The 16,437-nt window shown below is 65.3% G+C and carries 13 protein-coding genes and 1 pseudogene; 8 read left to right on the top strand and 6 right to left on the bottom strand.

The window, feature by feature from the left end; translation table 11 throughout:
- Positions 1–249: 249 nt before the first annotated feature.
- From BAC01S_RS12985 to cysC, 3 genes are read left to right on the top strand one after another with little or no spacing between them, the layout of a single operon-like run.
- Positions 250–2,352 (top strand): tetratricopeptide repeat-containing sulfotransferase family protein, encoded by a 2,103-nt coding sequence (locus BAC01S_RS12985; protein WP_027795152.1) that lies wholly within the window; start codon positions 250–252, stop codon positions 2,350–2,352.
- Positions 2,349–3,515, top strand: a complete 1,167-nt coding sequence (locus BAC01S_RS12980) for a tetratricopeptide repeat-containing glycosyltransferase family protein (protein ID WP_027795151.1) — start codon at positions 2,349–2,351, stop codon at positions 3,513–3,515. The genes BAC01S_RS12985 and BAC01S_RS12980 overlap by 4 nt, the downstream gene beginning before the upstream one ends.
- Positions 3,512–4,096, top strand: coding sequence for an adenylyl-sulfate kinase (gene cysC, locus BAC01S_RS12975; RefSeq protein WP_281175901.1), 585 nt, complete (start codon positions 3,512–3,514; stop codon positions 4,094–4,096). The genes BAC01S_RS12980 and cysC overlap by 4 nt, the downstream gene beginning before the upstream one ends.
- A gap of 16 nt (positions 4,097–4,112) precedes the next feature.
- On the opposite strand, the gene BAC01S_RS12970 is transcribed toward cysC, so the two are convergent.
- Positions 4,113–5,594: a class I adenylate-forming enzyme family protein gene (locus BAC01S_RS12970; RefSeq protein WP_027795149.1), complete on the bottom strand. Its 1,482-nt coding sequence runs from the start codon at positions 5,592–5,594 to the stop codon at positions 4,113–4,115.
- 97 nt (positions 5,595–5,691) lie between these two features.
- Positions 5,692–8,808: an autotransporter outer membrane beta-barrel domain-containing protein gene (locus tag BAC01S_RS12965; RefSeq protein ID WP_027795148.1), complete on the bottom strand. Its 3,117-nt coding sequence runs from the start codon at positions 8,806–8,808 to the stop codon at positions 5,692–5,694.
- A 395-nt stretch (positions 8,809–9,203) separates the two neighbouring features.
- On the opposite strand from BAC01S_RS12965, the gene BAC01S_RS12960 reads away from it, so the two are divergent.
- From BAC01S_RS12960 to BAC01S_RS31230, 4 genes and pseudogenes are all read left to right on the top strand, one after another.
- Positions 9,204–9,530, top strand: a complete 327-nt coding sequence (locus BAC01S_RS12960) for an ArsR/SmtB family transcription factor (protein WP_027795147.1) — start codon at positions 9,204–9,206, stop codon at positions 9,528–9,530.
- A 65-nt stretch (positions 9,531–9,595) separates the two neighbouring features.
- Positions 9,596–10,657 (top strand): alkene reductase, encoded by a 1,062-nt coding sequence (locus BAC01S_RS12955; RefSeq protein ID WP_027795146.1) that lies wholly within the window; start codon positions 9,596–9,598, stop codon positions 10,655–10,657.
- A 228-nt stretch (positions 10,658–10,885) separates the two neighbouring features.
- A complete protein-coding gene (locus BAC01S_RS12950) occupies positions 10,886–11,083 on the top strand; it encodes a DUF3562 domain-containing protein (protein WP_027795145.1) in 198 nt (65 codons plus the stop codon).
- A gap of 321 nt (positions 11,084–11,404) precedes the next feature.
- Positions 11,405–11,635: pseudogene (locus BAC01S_RS31230) on the top strand (DUF2866 domain-containing protein); the annotation flags it as partial.
- A 196-nt stretch (positions 11,636–11,831) separates the two neighbouring features.
- Here the strand turns inward: BAC01S_RS31230 and dapA are convergent.
- The 4 genes from dapA to BAC01S_RS12925 all read right to left on the bottom strand — a co-directional run bounded on the left by dapA (position 11,832) and on the right by BAC01S_RS12925 (position 14,852).
- Positions 11,832–12,686, bottom strand: a complete 855-nt coding sequence (gene dapA / locus BAC01S_RS12940; RefSeq protein ID WP_027795144.1) for a 4-hydroxy-tetrahydrodipicolinate synthase — start codon at positions 12,684–12,686, stop codon at positions 11,832–11,834.
- 327 nt (positions 12,687–13,013) lie between these two features.
- Entirely contained in the window at positions 13,014–13,466 is a 453-nt protein-coding gene (locus BAC01S_RS31225; protein ID WP_043202102.1) for a bactofilin family protein, read from the bottom strand.
- Positions 13,467–13,507: 41 nt separating this feature from the next.
- Positions 13,508–13,855 carry a hypothetical protein gene (locus BAC01S_RS31220; RefSeq protein ID WP_043202099.1) on the bottom strand — a complete coding sequence of 116 codons (348 nt, stop codon included), beginning with the start codon at positions 13,853–13,855 and terminating at the stop codon, positions 13,508–13,510.
- Entirely contained in the window at positions 13,848–14,852 is a 1,005-nt protein-coding gene (locus tag BAC01S_RS12925; protein ID WP_027795143.1) for a M23 family metallopeptidase, read from the bottom strand. The genes BAC01S_RS31220 and BAC01S_RS12925 overlap by 8 nt, the downstream gene beginning before the upstream one ends.
- A 288-nt stretch (positions 14,853–15,140) precedes the next feature.
- Between BAC01S_RS12925 and BAC01S_RS12920 the strand changes: the two genes are divergently transcribed.
- Positions 15,141–16,433 carry an aspartate carbamoyltransferase gene (locus BAC01S_RS12920; protein WP_027795142.1) on the top strand — a complete coding sequence of 431 codons (1,293 nt, stop codon included), beginning with the start codon at positions 15,141–15,143 and terminating at the stop codon, positions 16,431–16,433.
- Positions 16,434–16,437: the final 4 nt, after the last annotated feature.

The raw sequence follows: 16,437 nt of genomic DNA, 5'->3' as shown, positions 1-16,437 counted from the left end.
GCTTGTCAAGAGGAAAGAAAAGGGGGTTCACGGCAAACGGCCATACCGATCTGGAGTTGTGCAAACGCGCGCTGTTCTCGGGAGCGGCGTGCGTTCGTGTGCCCATTCTTGTGCCCGTTTTTTCGCCCGTTCGTGCGTGCATTCGCGCGCCCATTTGCACCCGCAAATACCCGCATATCGACCGATTGGCCTGTAGCACGCGTGCTACGATCAAGGCCTCGATTTCCCCCCCATTCCGGAATCTTCAGCATGTCCAGCACTTCCGCCCCTTCAGGCAACCTGAATATTCAGGAGGCGCTCAGCAAGGCCTACGCGCACTGGAACGCAGGTCAGGCCGACCAGGCCGAGGTGTGGGCACAGCGCGTGCTGGCGGTGTGGCCGGGCCAGCCGGATGCACTGCATCTGCTCGGCCTCATGGCGCACGCCTATGGAAACCTGGATCTGGCGATCGCGCATCTGCGCCAGGCTTGCCTCGCGCCCCGTGCGCCCGCCGTGTACTCCAGCAACCTCGGGGAAATGTACCGGCAGAAAGGGCTGCTGCCGGAAGGCGAGGAAGCCGCGCAGCGCGCCGTGGCCATGGATCCCAACCTCGTGGCCGGCTGGAACAACCTCGGCATCCTGCAGCAGGAGGCCGGCAAGCTCGAGCAAAGCCGGGCGAGTCTCGAACGGGTGGTGGCACTTTCGCCGGATTCGGCGGAGGCGCACAACAATCTGGGCAACACCTGGCGTCGGCTCGGACGCATGGACGAAGCGCAGGTGTGCTACCGCAGGGCACTCGATCTCAATCCGTCTTACGCCGAGGCGCACAGCAATCTTTCGTTCCTGCTCTCGTCGCAAGGCATTTATGACGAAGCGGCCGAGCACGCGCGGCGCGCCATCGACCTGAGCCCGCGGCTCGTCGACGCCTATCTGAACCTGGCCGAAGTCGAAGCCGCCCGGCAGCGGCACGACGCTGCACTGCGCGTGCTCGACATGCTGAACCCTTTCGCGCCCGAGCATCCTTCCGCGCTGATCGCTCGCGCAAAGGCGCTCAAGCAGCTCAGCCATCTGGAAGAAGCGCTCGCCATCGCACGGCGCGTCGTCACGCTCGTGCCGCGCAATGCCGAAGCCCGTCAGACGCTGGCGATGACGCTCCAGGAGCTGGGGCAGACCGAAGAGGCTCTGCTGGCGTTCGAGCAGGCCGCCGCGCTGCCCGGGACCGCGGCGGAATCCGCGATGATCGGCCGCGCCACCCTGCTGATGGAGGCAGGCTGCCGCGAAGCGGCGATCGCCGCCTTCGAGCAGGTCCTGGAGCGTTTTCCCGGCTCCGTGCCGGCGCTCGCGGCCCGTGCGGACCTGCGCACCTTTACCGCGGACGACCCCGACATCGCGACGATGGAAGCCCAGCTCGCGCAAGGCGAGCGTCTTTCGCTGAGCGACCGGTCGTCGGCGCATTTTGCGCTGGGCAAGGCGTACCTCGATATCAAGGACTCCGAACGTGCGTTTGCCCATCTCGAGGCCGGCAATCGCCAGAAGCGTTCGACGTTCGATTACCGCAGCGAAGACGTTACCCGGTGGATGGAGCGTATCCGCGCGACATTCACGCCCGAACGCTATCAGCGCCTGACGGATCTCGGCGATCCTTCGAAGCTGCCGGTTTTTATCGTCGGCATGCCTCGTTCCGGGACCACGCTGATCGAGCAGATCATTTCCTCGCATCCGCTCGTGACCGGCGCGGGTGAACTCTCGGCCTTGCGCCAGGCGATCGAGGAGATCGGCGCGTTTCCCAACTGGGTAGAAGCGCTCGACGGCAACGATGCCGAGGCGACCTTGCGCCGCTGCGCGCAGGGCTATCTCAAGCGCGTGAAGCCGCTCGCCCAGGGGCGTGCGCACCTGGTCGACAAGATGCCGGGCAACTTCCTCTACGCGGGGCTGATTCCGCTCATTCTGCCGAACGCGCGCGTCATTCACTCGCGGCGCAACGCCGTGGATACCTGCCTCTCGTGCTATACGAAGCTGTTCGGCGGACAGCAGCCGTTTGCCTACGACCAGACCGAGCTCGGTCGTTTTTATCGCGACTACGAGCAGTTGATGGCGTTTTGGCGCGAGCTCCTGCCGGCCGAAACGTTCATCGAAATCGATTACGAAGCCGTGGTCGATGATCTCGAAGGAGAAGCGCGCCGGCTGATCGCGTTCCTGGGCTTGCCGTGGGACGATGCGTGCCTGAACTTCCACGAGAATCGTCGCGTGGTGCGCACGGCCAGCGTGAATCAGGTCCGCCAGCCGATCTACAAAACGTCCAAGGGCCGCTGGCAACCTTATGCGCGTTATCTGGGCCCGTTACTCGAAACGCTGGGTGTCGAGGCCCCATGATGGCTGGCGCAGGTCACGACCTCAACGCACTTCAAAGTCGGGTTCGCTCGCTCCTCGCTGCCAGGCAGTACGAAGAAGCCGAAGCGCTCGTGCGCCCGTACCTTGCCTCGGGCAGCGGGCCGCACATCCTCTGGAAGCTGCTCGCCGCGGCGCTACGCCCGCAGGGCCGCTTCGCCGAGACGCGCGCGATCCAGGAGATGCTGGTCGCCCACATGCCGGGCGATTACCCCATGCGCTTCGATCTCTCGGAAACGCTGCTGCTGCTGGGCGAATTCGAGCGCGGGTGGCGCGAGTACCACTATCGGTACAGTCTCGCGCACACCACCGGCATCGAACGCAAGGTGCAACGCCCGCGCTGGGACGGCCGGCCGATGGCCGGCAAGACCTTGCTGATCCACGACGAGCAGGGCTACGGCGACACCTTCCAGTTCATGCGGCTCGTGCCGAGGGCCAAGGCGCGCAGCGGCGCGCGGGTGGTCCTCGAAATCAATGCGGAAACGCTGCCGCTCGCGCAGCGCAGCGCGGGCTTTGACGAGATCGTCTCGCGTGGAACGTTGCCGCCCGCGTTCGATATGCATTGCGAAATGATGAGCCTGCCGATGGCATTGGGCCTGAAGCTCGAAGACCTGCCGGGAACGATGCCCTACCTCAGCGCCGACCCGCTGCGCCTCGATCACTGGCGCAAGCGTCTGGCCGATCTGCCGCGTCCGCTGGTCGCGCTGGTCTGGGCGGGACGGCCCACGCATTTCAACGACGCCAACCGCTCGATGAGTCTCGCGCAACTCGCGCCGCTGGCGCATACGGGCGCCACGTTCGTGTCGATCCAGAAGGGGCCGGCGCATGTCCAGGCGGCCACGCCGCCCGAAGGCATGTCGCTGGTGTCGCTCAGCGACGAGATCGCCGATTTCGAGGACACCGCGGCGATCTTGTGTGTCGCCGACCTGCTGATCTCGGTCGATTCGTCGCCCGTTCACCTTGCCGGCGCACTGGGACGGCCCGCCTGGGTCATGTTGCCGAAGATTCCGGACTGGCGCTGGCTGCTGGAACGCGAGGACACGCCCTGGTATCCGCAGACGCGGCTGTTTCGTCAGACCGAGCAGGCGGACTGGACAGACGTGGTCTCCCGGATCGCGTCTGAGTTCGCGCGGTTCAAGTCATCGTGAGACAGGCATCCGCGACCTCGGAACAACAGATGAAAGCGCTTCCCTGCACGATCTGGCTGACCGGTCTTAGCGCGGCGGGCAAGACGACGCTCGCGGATGCGCTCGCCGCCGCCATCGCTTCGAAGGGGCTACGGTGCGAAGTGCTCGATGGCGATGTACTTCGGCGGACGCTCTGCAAGGATCTGGGCTTTTCCGCGCGGGATCGCAGTGAAAATGTCCGGCGCGCCGCGAGCCGCTGTCGTCAATTGAACGACGCCGGGGCGATCGTCATCGCAGCGCTCGTGTCGCCCTACCTTCGGGATCGCGAGAAGGCGCGACAGACCATCGGCACGGAGCGGTTCGTCGAGGTGCACGTATCGACGCCGCTTGCCGTGTGCGAAGCGAGAGACCCCAAAGGCCTGTACAAAAAGGCCCGCGCCGGACTGATCCGCGACCTGACGGGAATTGGCGACGTGTATGAGGAGCCGGTCCATCCGGAGCTGTCGTTCGATACCAGTCGACAGCCAACCGGCGCATCGGTCAATGAGACATTGCGGTTGCTGGGACTCGAGAAAACCCATCAGCCGGTGAGCCACGCTTAGGCGTGGCTCGAATCGTCTAGGTGCGGGGCAACACGATCCGATTGCGCAGAATCTTGCGCGTCGTGGTGCGCGGAAAGTCGTCGACGTAGAACAGCTTGTCCGGGCAAAGCGATCCCAGTTTCGCCTGGGCCCACGCTTGCAGTACTTCGATCGGCGGCGCCGGGTCAGCCGCGAGTATGGCGGCGGCCAATAAACTGCGCTTGCCAGGACTGCTAACCAAAAAAGCGGCGACTTCGCGGATAGCCGGGTGCGATTGCATGACCGCTTCGATCTCGCGCAAATAGACCTTTTTCCCGTCGATATTGACGACGTCGTCTTCCCGCCCTTCGATATAGAGCAGCCCCTGCTCATCGAGCCGTGCGCTATCCCTGGGATAGAACCAGCCGTCGCGAAAACGCTCCGCGGTCAGCGCCGGATCGCGATAGTACTCGGTGAACATACCGTCCCATTTCATCCGCAAGCGGCCCACTTGCCCGGCCGGAACCGGCCGATCGTTGTCGTCGACGATTTCCAGATTGACCCAGGCGCAAGGGCGGCCGGCGCTTTCCGGGATTTGCCGCAGTAGTTCCGGCGTGGTCAGCGCAACGGGCCCGACCTCCGACGTGCTGTAGGTCACGTAGACATGCGGCGTAAACCGCGCGAAAAGCGCATCCAGCAGGCGCTTGCCGGGCGCGGCGCCGAGTATCTGCAAGTAGACGAGGGACGGGAAATGGACATCGTCGTCCTCGAGCAGGGGCAGAATATCTTCCGCCATCGACGGCGACAGCAGCCAATGCGTCACGCTATGCGAGCGCACCATGTAGGCCTGACTGGCGGGCTCGTTCGCGGGCGGCAACACGATCGCGCCGCCGCCGATCAGCATCCGCATCGCATGCCCGAAACCGCCGTAATTGAAGTCCGTCGCCAGCAGGCGCGATTGCGGGGTACAGGCGTAGGGAGACTTGTCGACCCGATCGAGGAAATAGCCGTGCGTGCACATCACCCCTTTGGGATCGCCGCTGGTGCCGGAGGAAAGGACCAGTCTGCAAAGGTCGCCCGGTTGGGTCGTACTGGGCGGCAGAGGAGGCACGGCAGCGGTGAGGTCGATCGGCTTGAGCAAAATGAAAGGAATGCCTTCCAGTTGCTGGTCGGACCGGCCGGATACGATCGCGGAAACCGCAAAGCGCCGGGCCGCCAGATAACGCCGCTCCGCCGGCAGCGCGGCGTGCACCGGCACGGATACCGCACCGATCAGGGCGATCGCCAGAAGCGTCACCAGATGATGCGGCGTTTGCAGCATCGATACCCCGAGCACCTGGCCCGGCCGCACACCCTGGTTCAGCAATTCCCATGCGTTGGCATGGATGGCCGCCATCATCTCGCGGTAACTGATTACGCGGTCCGACAGGATAAGAGCGGGAGCGGCAGGATGGCGTCCGGCTTGCCGCGCGATCGCCGCGGTGATATTCGAGACTTTATCGGCGCGATCCGGTCCCAATGCGTCAAATTCTTCCGACATGCTTCTCTCGCTCATTTCCGGATTACAGATTGTGCACCGGGCCGGAACCGGGTCCGAAGCCGGCCGAGGCTCGCACCGGCCGACTCGCGGGAGTCGCCTAGAACAACTGGCGCAAGCGCAAACTGCCGGTCTGTGACACAAAACCGCCGCCCGCCTGCAGCTCGTAGCGCAGGGTCACACTCAGGTTGCTGGCGCGCAGCAAGGTGACGCCGACGGACACATCGGCCACGTCCGAAACAGGCGTTGCCCCGACCATGGTGAATGCCGTCTGGCTCGGATCGACCGCATAGCCGGCGCCGGTCACCTGTTGCGTATGGTCGTATTCGTGGATCCATTGCAATTGCAGATCCGGCACCAGGTCGCCGTATCGGGTCGCAAAGCCCTGCTCCAGCTTGAAGCCCAATCCGCTCTTGACCGACGCCGAATGCGTCGCGTCGACCGACAGCGCGGCGCCGTTGCCGCCGCTCTCCGTATAGCCTTCCTGGTGCAGGTTGGTGTACATCAGGCTCGCCAGAGGCGTGAACGTCATCGACCCCAGCGCCAGCGGATAACCGCCTTCCACTCGCGCAACGTACTGCTGACCGCTGAAATGCCCGGTTGCGTTGCTGCCGAAGCCCGTGAAGTCGACCAGCCGGCTGGTGTCGTACACCTGCTGCACCACGCCGCCGGACAGATTGACGTACCACGGCTGGCCGGAATAGCTCGCATAGCCGATCAACCCGTAGGCGTTGACCCGTGTGCTGTCGCCTGCAGCGTCGTCGGTATCGTCGACCAGCGTATTGCTGTAAGAGAACACGCCGCCGACGCGCCATTTCTCGTTGATCGCCTTGTCGATGCCCAGCAGCAGACCGCCGTAGTTCGCGCTGTAGCCCGGCACATTGTCGCGCTCGCTCTGGCTGGCATGGCCGCCGAAGGCCTGGCCCCACATCGCCCAGGCCGGCGCGCCCTCGCCCGTCGAGATTCCGCTTCCGTTGCCGCCGTCGCCTTCGGCTTGAGCCAGGCGCAGACTGTCCGCGTGCGCCGCCACCACGTTCAATACGTCCAGCGTCGGCGCGGCCGCAGCCGTCGCGGCGCTCGCCTGCTGGACAGGGCTCAATTGCGTGCCGGCCTTGTTCGCGGACCCGGCCGAACCCGTCGCATTCAGCGCAATGGCGGCGTCGAACAGGTTCAGCAGTGCCGGATTGACGCCGGTGTAGTGGGTCAGCCCGGTCAGCGAGGAGATCGCGTTCGGCGCGGTCGCCGGAATCGCGGGGGCGGGTGTCGGCGTTGGCGTTGGCGTCGGTGTTGGCGACGGCGTCGGGGTGGGTGTCGGCGTTGGCGTCGGGGTAGGCGTCGGCGATGGACTTGGAGTGGGCGTGGGCGTGGGCGTCGGCGACGGAGTCGGGGTGGGCGTCGGCGCCGCCGCCAAGGTCAGGACCAGGTCTTTGTTGCTGCCGTCCGTCACGCTCGTTCCCGTGATCGAACCGGTGAAACCGCTCGCCGCGTAGTTCAGGCTGGCCTGGTTGTAGTTGGTGCCGCTGCCCCCTGCCTGCACCACCACGAAACGCTGGCCCACGGCGAATGCATAGGTGCTCAGCGCCTTCAGGCTCACCGAGGAACCCGCTGCGATCGTTGCGTCGCCGGACACCACCAGGCGGCCGTAGCCGCTGTCGGTGCTGCTCGAACCGGTCGTCACCGCGCCATTCGCCACGCCGATCAACAGATTGGCCGCGGCGCTCTGGTTATAGTTGCCGGTGATGTGGATCGTATTGTTGACCTGCAGCGACGCACCGATATTGTTCACGGTATTGCTGCCGACGTTGATCTTGTCGTTCAGCAACAGGTTGCCGGAGCCGAACGTCAAGTTCGACTGAGTATTGGTGATCGTGGCGATATTGCTTGCCCCGATGCCGCCGAAGCCATCGTTGTAAGCGGAGCCGGTCAGCGTACCGAAGGTCGAGCCGGTGCCGCCGTTTATCACCCAATCCCGGCTGGACAGATTGACGATATTGCCGGCAATCACGCCCGAGTTGGAGAGGGTGCCCAGCGTGCCGGTCGTCTCGTTGAAAATGGCCCACGTTCCGGCAATGGTGCCGGCATTGGCCACCGAGCCGATCACACCGGCATTGTCGATGCTCATGTCGCCGACGATGGTGCCGGTGCTGGTGTTGGTCAGCACGCCGATGGATCCGATGCTGCTATTGCTGATCGCGGTCCCCAGCGTGCTCTGGATATGGCCGCTGTTGGTCAAGGTGCCGATCGTGCCGCTATTGGCAATGGCCGGACCGCTTGCCCCGATGGTGCCGACATTGGTCAGGACCCCGATATGTCCGCTATTGACAATGGCCGTGTCGCCGCCCAGGAGCGAAGCATTATTGTCGAGGACACTGATCGTACCGCTGTTATTGACGCCGATACTGCCGCCGTAGATCCAGCCTATGTTGGTGAGGGTGCCGATACTGCCGCTATTGGCAATGGCCACACCGCCACTGACGTTCGTGCCGCCGGTGATGCTCCCGCCGCTGTTGTTGGTCAGCGTGCCGATCGAGCCCAGCGTATTGTCGATACCGAATGAGCCGCCGCTGATGCTGCCGCTATTGGCCAGAACACCGATCGTACCGCCCTGGTTCACGATCCCGGAGTTATTTCCCTCGATCACCCCGCCGCTATTGTTGGTCAGCGTACCGATATAGCCGCTATTGACGATACCGGCGAAAAACGCATAACCGATGCCGCCGACGCCACCGTTGATGTTGCCGCTATTGGTGAGCGTGCCGATACTTCCGGAGTTGCGTATCCCCGTGCTGCCGCTGCTGATCGTGCCGCCGGAATTATTGGTCAGGGAGACGATGGTGGCGCCGCCGGCGTTATTCAGCGCGGCGGAACCCGGGTATTGGCTCCGCGCGAAGATCGAACCGCCATCGTTATTGGTTATCGACGCGATGGTGCCGGAATTGTAGAGCCCAAACGTGTAACCGCCGATGGTGCCGTTGTTGGTCAAGGTGCCGACGCTGCCGGACGCGACCAGGCCCGAGTTGGCATTGTTATAGATATTCTCGCCGGAAATAATCGAGCAGTCGCCCGCGCTCCAGGCCCAGTTCGCGCCGATGTCGATGGAGGTGACCGAGCAACTGGCCGCGGCATGCAGCGACACCATGCTGGCTATCGCTGCGCCCAGGGCGAGGACGAGCGCTTTTTGCCTGGGGTATTGATTCGGAGAAGCCATCTTCGTCATCTTTCGCCTGGAGTCTTTGTCTTTAACTTCTCGTCTTCCAACACGGCACGTTCGTTAGTTATCCAAACCGGTGACCACGGCCTGGCACTACGTTTCGTATGATGTTTGGTCGAGGCGGATTGCGCCGCCTGGGAAACGGCCGACCTGCTCATCAGGAACACCCGTGCGGTCTTTGTGATATCGGCGGATGCCGGGATAACTTGAGTTCAGCGATGCGCGTGGGAAGGCGAATCGCGTTGATGCCGGCCTTCGAGAAGATCCGGTGCAGGCGGTAGCCTGCTCACCCAACAGAGCTGGTTGTTTCCTATCATCAGAAAACCCCCTCTTGAAATCCGGTCAATCGCTCATATCGTAGAATTACGATATACACTTCGTTCAGCTACGATGTTCCCCCCATGAAGAAACCCGCATCCGCCCCTGTCACGCTCGACGTCGACGCCATCCACAAGGCTCTCGCCAACCCCATGCGGCGCGAGATCCTGGCGTGGCTGCGCGAGCCGCAGGCGTATTTCGCGGATCAGGAACTGCCGCTCGACCAGGGCGTGTGCGCCGGCAAGATCGACGCGCGCTGCGGGCTGTCGCAATCCACCGTCTCCGCTCACCTCGCGGTGCTCCAGAAAGCGGGGCTCGTGTCGTCGAAGCGGATCGGCCAGTGGGTCTTTTTCAAGCGCAACGAAGCGGTCATCGAGGCGTTTCTCGCTCACGTGAACGCACAGTTGTAACGGGGCCATCGTCCTTTCGTTCGTAGTCCATCCCGTTCGCGGGCCATGCCCGCCCAAGGTGAAACATGGCAACCCTTTTCGACCCCATTCAGATCGGCGCGCTCACGCTCCCCAATCGCATCGTCATGGCACCGCTCACGCGCCAGCGCGCGGGCGAAGCTCGCGTGCCCAATACGCTCATGGCGAAGTACTACGCCGAGCGCGCATCGGCCGGCCTCATCATCAGCGAAGCGACTTCGGTGACGCCGCAGGGCATCGGCTACGCCGAAACGCCGGGCATCTGGTCGCAGGAACAGGTGGCGGGCTGGAAGCTCGTGACCGACGCCGTGCACGCGGCCGGCGGCCGCATCTTCCTGCAGCTCTGGCATGTGGGCCGCGTGTCGGACCCCATCTTCCTCGACGGCGAGCTGCCGGTTGCCCCCAGCGCAATCGCGGCGCAGGGCCACGTGAGTCTCGTGCGTCCGCAGCGCGCCTATGTGACGCCGCGCGCGCTCGAAACCGATGAAATCCCCGGCATCGTCGCCGCGTTCCGCCTGGGCGCCGAAAACGCGAAGGCGGCGGGCTTCGACGGCGTCGAGGTGCACGGCGCGAACGGCTACCTGATCGATCAGTTCCTGCAGGACAGCACGAACCATCGCACGGACGCCTATGGCGGTTCGATCGAAAACCGCGCGCGTCTGCTGCTCGAAATCACCGACGCCTGCATCGACGTCTGGGGCGCAGGGCGCGTGGCCGTGCATCTCGCGCCGCGCGGCGATGCGCACACGATGGGCGACTCGAATCCCGCCGCGACCTTCGGCTACGTCGCGCGCGAACTCGGCAAGCGCAAGATCGCGTTCATCTGCGCGCGCGAGTCGCTGGGCGACAATCGCCTCGGCCCGCAACTGAAGGCCGAATTCGGCGGCCCCTTCATCGCCAACGAAAAGTTCACGCTGGAATCGGCCCAGGCCGTGCTCGCCGCCGGCGAAGCCGACGCCGTGGCCTGGGGCCAGCCCTTCATCGCCAACCCGGACCTGCCGCGCCGCTTCGAGCTGAACGCGGAGCTCAACACGCCGAATCCGTCCACCTACTACGCACGCGGCGAAACGGGTTACACCGACTATCCCGCGCTCGAAAACGTGGCGTGATCCGAGGTGTCCTGACGTAAGCCGACGGGGGCGGTCGCATCGCGGCCGCCCCTTGCCGCACGGGGCACACCCGCCGCTGCGCGCGACACTGCGGCCCATCATGCCGGCAAGGCATCCCGCACTTCATTTCCTCAGGGCTTCTTTCATAGGCGGTTTCAATTGGCATCCGGCGCAACCGTGTCCTCTAATGGAAGCCTTCCGCTTTGCCCCGCTGACTGGAGATTCCCCATGCCTCAAGCCGATGCCACGCAAATCGTCCACACTATCGCCACGGAAACCAATACGCCGGAGGAAACCGTCGCGCGCCTCTACGCCGACACGCTCGACAGTTACCGCGCCGAAGCCAATATTCAGGACTATCTGCCGCTGTTCGCCGCACGCAAGGTAAGAGCGACGCTGCGCGAAAAGAACAGTAAGCCGCACTAAGCCCCACTGAGCGCCGAAAAGCACCCGAGGCGCGCTCCTCTCTCCCACTATCTGGATTTCACGCGCTGCGCGCCCGGCCAGCGCGGGACTTCGCGCGCCCATCCTCCGCGCGCGTTTGCGTCCTTGTTTGCGCCCCTTCTTTGCGTCCTTTTGTTCGTCGTCAGTCGCACGCGCTCTTAAGACTCGTTTAATTCTTCGCTGTAACCATACGATCACCCCTGTTGAGCCGCCGGAACATCGGCGGCGTTTTTTTGTACGGCGCCGCAGCTTGCCGCGCGGCGGCGCTACCTGGCAAGTCAAGTAGAACGAAGGAGCCAGTTCATGGTTGAAGACGACGTGCTGATGCACCTGCAAACGCTGCTGGACGACGGCGCGCGGGCGAACGTCGCGAGCTGCCGGGTTTCGGGACCCCTCCCGCAACCGTGGGGCCGGCCTTGCCTGCTTGTCGAATGGACCACGCCGCTTGACGACGGCGCGCGCCGCCAGGTCGTGCCCGCCGAAAGCTCGGCGCTCGACATCGCCCGCCTCGTGGCCGCGCACGTGCCCGGCCGCCGCATCGTACTGAACGGCGAACCCGCCGAACCCGAGCGCGGCCGCGGGCGCCGGCGCGCGCGCTCGGGCACCTCCTCAGGCACTCGCTCGAATACGCGCGCCGCGCGCTGAACGCGCGGCAGCGCGCTCGTCCGAGCCTTTCCGGCTGCCGGCTACGGGTTCGCACCCGTTCCGGCGCGCGCGAATTACGCCGCCACTACGCCACCCTCGTCCCCAATTCGGCTTCGAGCGCCGCGCTCGCGCGCGTCATGGGCGCGCGCAGTTCGTTGCGGATCAGCCCGCAACGCGCGAGCGCCGCCTTCACGGGCGCGGGATTCGGCTCCGCAAACGCCGCGCGAACGATCGGCACGAGGGAATGCCACAGCGAGCGCGCTTCGGCCAGCCGCCCCTCGCTCACCATGCCCGCCAACGCCACGAAGCGCTCCGTGCACAGATGCGCCGACGCCGCGATGGCGCCGCTGCCGCCGGCACACAGGACACCGAACATCTCGATGTCCTCACCGCAGAGCACCCGCAGACGCCCATCCAGAATCAGCGAAAGCGTCTTGTCGAGCGAACCGCCACAATCCTTCACCGCTACGATGCGTTCGTGATTGGCGAGCTCGAGCAGCGTCGGCAATTCGAGCTGCACCCCCGTGCGTGCGGGAATGTCGTAGAGAATCACCGGCTTGCGGCTCGCATCGGCGATGGCCGCGAAATGGCCCAGCACACCTGCCTGCGACGGCCGGATGTAGTACGGCGCAGCCGCCAGCACGCCCGCGATGGGCTGGGTGTTCAGCTCGGCGACGCGCTCGCATACCGAGGCCGTATGGTTCCCGCTCACGCCGGCGACTACCGGCACGCCGTCCGCCGCGGCCAGCACCGTGGCGAGCACGGCGTCCTGTTCGCGCGCGTCGAGCGCGGCAGGCTCGCCCGTTGTGCCCAGCGCCACGAAACCGGCCACGCCGGCCCGCGTGTAATGGCGCACGAGCGCGTCGAGCGCGGCGTGATCGACCTCGCCGGCGTTGAAAGGCGTAATGAGCGGAATCCAGATACCCGAAAAAATGGACATGACTTTCCCTTGAACCGACCGTATCGAAAGGTCCGTCGAGCCATGCGCAGAAGGGAAGCGAGCCGGGGATAACGCGGTAGGCGGGGCTGGCTGTTCCGTCGCACATCTGACGACGGAACAGCAGGCTCCGGTCAGATGAGCAGCTGTTTTTTGGCTTTGGCGTTCACGCAAGCCGACGAAGCACGCACGAACGCAAGCGTCGCGCGCGAAGCGGCGACGGCAGACGAACAGAGGCGGCAGGAGGCGGTGCGTGACATGCGCGACAGTGTAACCGGGATTGTCCGCGCACGCACGCGCCTGCACGGACACGGCGGCGGGCACAGCGCCTCAGGCGGGTGTCTCGTCCCACGGCTGCGGCTGCTCCATGCGCCCGTGAGGCAAGGGCGCATGAAGCAGCAAATCCGGCGCGGCGGCGTCGCGTTTGGTCAGCTTGCCCTCCACGGTCGCGCCGCACTCCATCTGCAGCTGGAGGTAGCGAATATTGCCCGTGACATGCGCGTTCGCCTTGAGTTCGACGAAGTGATCCGCGATCACGTCGCCGACGATATGCCCGTTCACCACGATGTCGTAGCCGTGCACGTTGCCTTCTATCGTGCAGCACTCGCTCAGCACGAGCAGGGACTCCGTCCCCGGCTTTCCGGTGACGTTGCCGCGAATCGTGCCGTCGAGCCGCAACCCGTCGCTGAATTCGATATCGCCTGCGATGCTGACGTCCTGCGCGATCAGCGTCGCAAGTTTGGTGTGCTGAATGCCTGCCTGTGCTTTTTTCTTGCCGAACATGAATGACCACCGTTGAATATGCTTTGCCGCACGAGCCGCCTTCAGCGGCCGCCGTGGCTGCGCAGGAACAAGAGTTCCCCCTGCAGCTTCGCGACGTCGGCCTGCGCGGCATCGGCCGACTTCTGCAGCGCCGCGCGAGCGGCGCGCTCCTGCTCCAGTCCGAACTGCGCGTTCGCCAGCGCCTCGTGCAAGCTGTCCGGCGTGCCGGACGGACAGCGCGCCGGGGCGCCGCGCTCCAGCGACCACGCCATCAGGGCCGCGCTGGCCACGGCCGTTACGACCGTCCATGCCAGCACCGCGGTCAGGCGCGCGGCGCGCGAGCGGACCGGCTGCAGTTCGTAAGCGCGGGCCGCGTTCGCGCGGACCCGTGCGAGGCGTCGTTCAACCATTGGCGCGGGCTCCGAATAGCGCGAGATAGTCGGCCGGATTGACGGGTGCGCCGTCCACGAGCACCTCGAAATGCAGGTGCGGCCCTGTCGAGCGGCCCGTCGAGCCCACGTCGGCGATATGTTCGAGCGGCAGCACGATCTGGCCGACCTGCACGTCGATCTTCGACGCATGCCCATAGCGCGTGTGAAAGCCGTTGCCGTGATCGATCTCCACCGCATTGCCATAGCCGGCCTTTGGCCCCGCGTAGATCACGCGGCCACCGGCGGCCGCGAGGATGGGCGTGCCGGTCGGCGCGACGAGATCGACGCCCGGATGGAAGCTCAGGCGATGCGTGAACGGGTCGATGCGGTTGCCGAAGGGCGAGCCGAAGCGGCCGTCCACGAGCGGCTTCCTTCCCGGGAACGCGCTGAAGGCCGCCTCGTGTAGCGCGACCGCGTGCTCCAGCGCCGAAACGGTCGCGGACAGGCAGTCGAGCTCGCCGCGCGTCGTCTGCTCGTTCGCGCGCGCGGCCGCCGGCGCCGAAGCCGCGCCGGCGCAATGGCGCGGCGCGAGCAGCGGCCCGCCCTCGCCGCCTTCGTCGCTGTCGCCGGACCCTGCCGGGGTCGGCGCCGGCGTAGCAATGACGCCGCGAGGCGGCTGCGCACGCAGGCGCTGATCGAACGCATGCAGTTCGGCAAGCTGGCTGGCAAGGCGTTCGATGCGCGGATCGAGCAGCTCGATCGACGCGTTCATCCGCCCCAGCTCGTCCACGACGTAGCGATGCTGGTCCGGCCCGTCCGCCGCCGCGGCGGCATTCGCAACCGGCGACGGCGCCAGCGCCAGGTAGCGGCCGACCGCGACACCGCCCGCGAGGGCGAGCGCGGCCGTCGTCAGCGCGGCGGCGACGGCGGTGCGTCGGGCGGTGCGCTGGGTGACGAAACGCGTGTCGCGGCCCGCGAGATCGTCGACCGAATCAGACCAAAGCGCAGACCAAAACGCAGACCAAGGCGACTTCACGAGCGGCCCCCGCGACGCGATACGGCACGCGCGGCCGTATCGAGGTAACAAGAAAACGAAAGGAGAACGGACATCGAGGAGGCGGTGACGGGTAGCGACCCGCCAGGACGAACACAAAGGCGCGATTATCGCGGCGTCGCAAAATCCGGCATCTCAATATCAGGAGCGCGGCGGCAACCTGCTTGCCGGAAGCTCGGATCGCATACCGCCCGAGAAAAGCGCTTGACTTCTGACGGCGCCGAACTAATATACGCACCGCGTACATCAACCCGACTCAGAGGTGCCTGCATGAGCGTTCCGCAACAAGCCTTCCTCCGCGACGCCATGCGGCGTCTGAACATGACCCGCGACGCGTTCGCGAGCCGCATCGGCGTGTCGCGCCGGGCGCTCGACACCTGGCTCCTGCCCGAAGAATCGCAGGAATCGCGGGCCATGCCGGAGATCGTCGAGCGCTTCGTTTCGGAAATCGTCGGCAACGGCGAGCCGCGCGAAGGCTATACGCAAAGCGTAGACCCGCATTCGCTCGCCAGCCAGATGCAGTTCGAAGGCAAACCGCAGCTGCTCTCCGTGGACCAGTTCTCGCGGGATGCCGTCGAGGCTCTGTTCCGCGTGGCCGACATCATGCAGCCCATCGCGCGCCGCCGCAAAATCTCGCGCGTGCTCGAAGGCGCGGTGCTGGGCAACCTGTTCTTCGAAGCGAGCACGCGCACGCGCGTGAGCTTCGGCGCGGCGTTCTGCCGTCTGGGCGGTTCGGTGTGCGACACGACGGGCTTCACGTTCTCGTCGATGGCGAAGGGCGAATCGATCTACGATACGAGCCGCGTGATGGCGGGTTACGTCGACGCGATGGTGATTCGGCATCCTGATCAAGGCTCGGTGGCCGAATTCGCGCGTGCCGTGAACATCCCCGTGATCAACGGCGGCGACGGCCCCGGCGAGCACCCGAGCCAGGCCCTGCTCGACCTCTACACGATCCAGCGCGAGTTCTCGCGCCTCGGCAAGATCGTGGACGGCGCCCATATCGCGCTCGTGGGCGACCTCAAGTACGGCCGCACGGTGCACTCGCTCGTGAAGCTGCTCGCGCTCTATCGCGGCATCAAGTTCACGCTGATCTCGCCGCCCATGCTCGAAATGCCCGCATACATCGTCGACAAGATCTCGACCAACGGCCACGCGGTCGAGCAAACGCACGACCTGCGGGAGGGCCTGCGCGGCGCGGACGTGGTGTACGCCACGCGAATCCAGAAGGAGCGCTTCACCGACGAGTCGTTCGAAGGCTATACGCCCGACTTCCAGATCAATCAGGCGCTGATGGACGAATGCTGCAGCCCCGAAACGCTGGTCATGCACCCGCTGCCGCGCGACAGCCGCCCGGGCGCGAACGATCTTTCGACGGATCTGAACCACGATCCGCGCCTCGCGATCTTCCGTCAAACCGATAACGGCATTCCGGTGCGCATGGCGATCTTCGCGACGCTGCTGGGCGTCGAGAACCTCGTGCAGCACTCGATGCGCGACGCCGCGTGGCGCCCGCCCGCGTATCTCGGCCCGGACGACGCCGTGTTCCACGGTATCGACTGAGGTT

The sequence above is a fragment of the Paraburkholderia acidipaludis NBRC 101816 genome (assembly GCF_000684975.1).
Lineage (GTDB): Bacteria > Pseudomonadota > Gammaproteobacteria > Burkholderiales > Burkholderiaceae > Paraburkholderia > Paraburkholderia acidipaludis.
This window is presented reverse-complemented; position numbering and strand designations above follow the sequence as displayed.

Excerpts from the sequence above, each read along its gene's own strand:
- dapA (WP_027795144.1), bottom strand. The coding sequence starts at position 12,686 with ATGTCCATTTTTTCGGGTATCTGGATTCCGCTCATTACGCCTTTCAAC.
- BAC01S_RS31225 (WP_043202102.1), bottom strand. The coding sequence starts at position 13,466 with ATGTTCGGCAAGAAAAAAGCACAGGCAGGCATTCAGCACACCAAACTT.
- BAC01S_RS12960 (WP_027795147.1), top strand. The coding sequence starts at position 9,204 with ATGAAGAAACCCGCATCCGCCCCTGTCACGCTCGACGTCGACGCCATC.
- BAC01S_RS12965 (WP_027795148.1), bottom strand. The coding sequence starts at position 8,808 with ATGACGAAGATGGCTTCTCCGAATCAATACCCCAGGCAAAAAGCGCTC.
- BAC01S_RS31220 (WP_043202099.1), bottom strand. The coding sequence starts at position 13,855 with ATGGTTGAACGACGCCTCGCACGGGTCCGCGCGAACGCGGCCCGCGCT.
- BAC01S_RS12985 (WP_027795152.1), top strand. The coding sequence starts at position 250 with ATGTCCAGCACTTCCGCCCCTTCAGGCAACCTGAATATTCAGGAGGCG.
- BAC01S_RS12955 (WP_027795146.1), top strand. The coding sequence starts at position 9,596 with ATGGCAACCCTTTTCGACCCCATTCAGATCGGCGCGCTCACGCTCCCC.
- BAC01S_RS12950 (WP_027795145.1), top strand. The coding sequence starts at position 10,886 with ATGCCTCAAGCCGATGCCACGCAAATCGTCCACACTATCGCCACGGAA.
- BAC01S_RS12920 (WP_027795142.1), top strand. The coding sequence starts at position 15,141 with ATGAGCGTTCCGCAACAAGCCTTCCTCCGCGACGCCATGCGGCGTCTG.
- BAC01S_RS12980 (WP_027795151.1), top strand. The coding sequence starts at position 2,349 with ATGATGGCTGGCGCAGGTCACGACCTCAACGCACTTCAAAGTCGGGTT.
- BAC01S_RS12970 (WP_027795149.1), bottom strand. The coding sequence starts at position 5,594 with ATGTCGGAAGAATTTGACGCATTGGGACCGGATCGCGCCGATAAAGTC.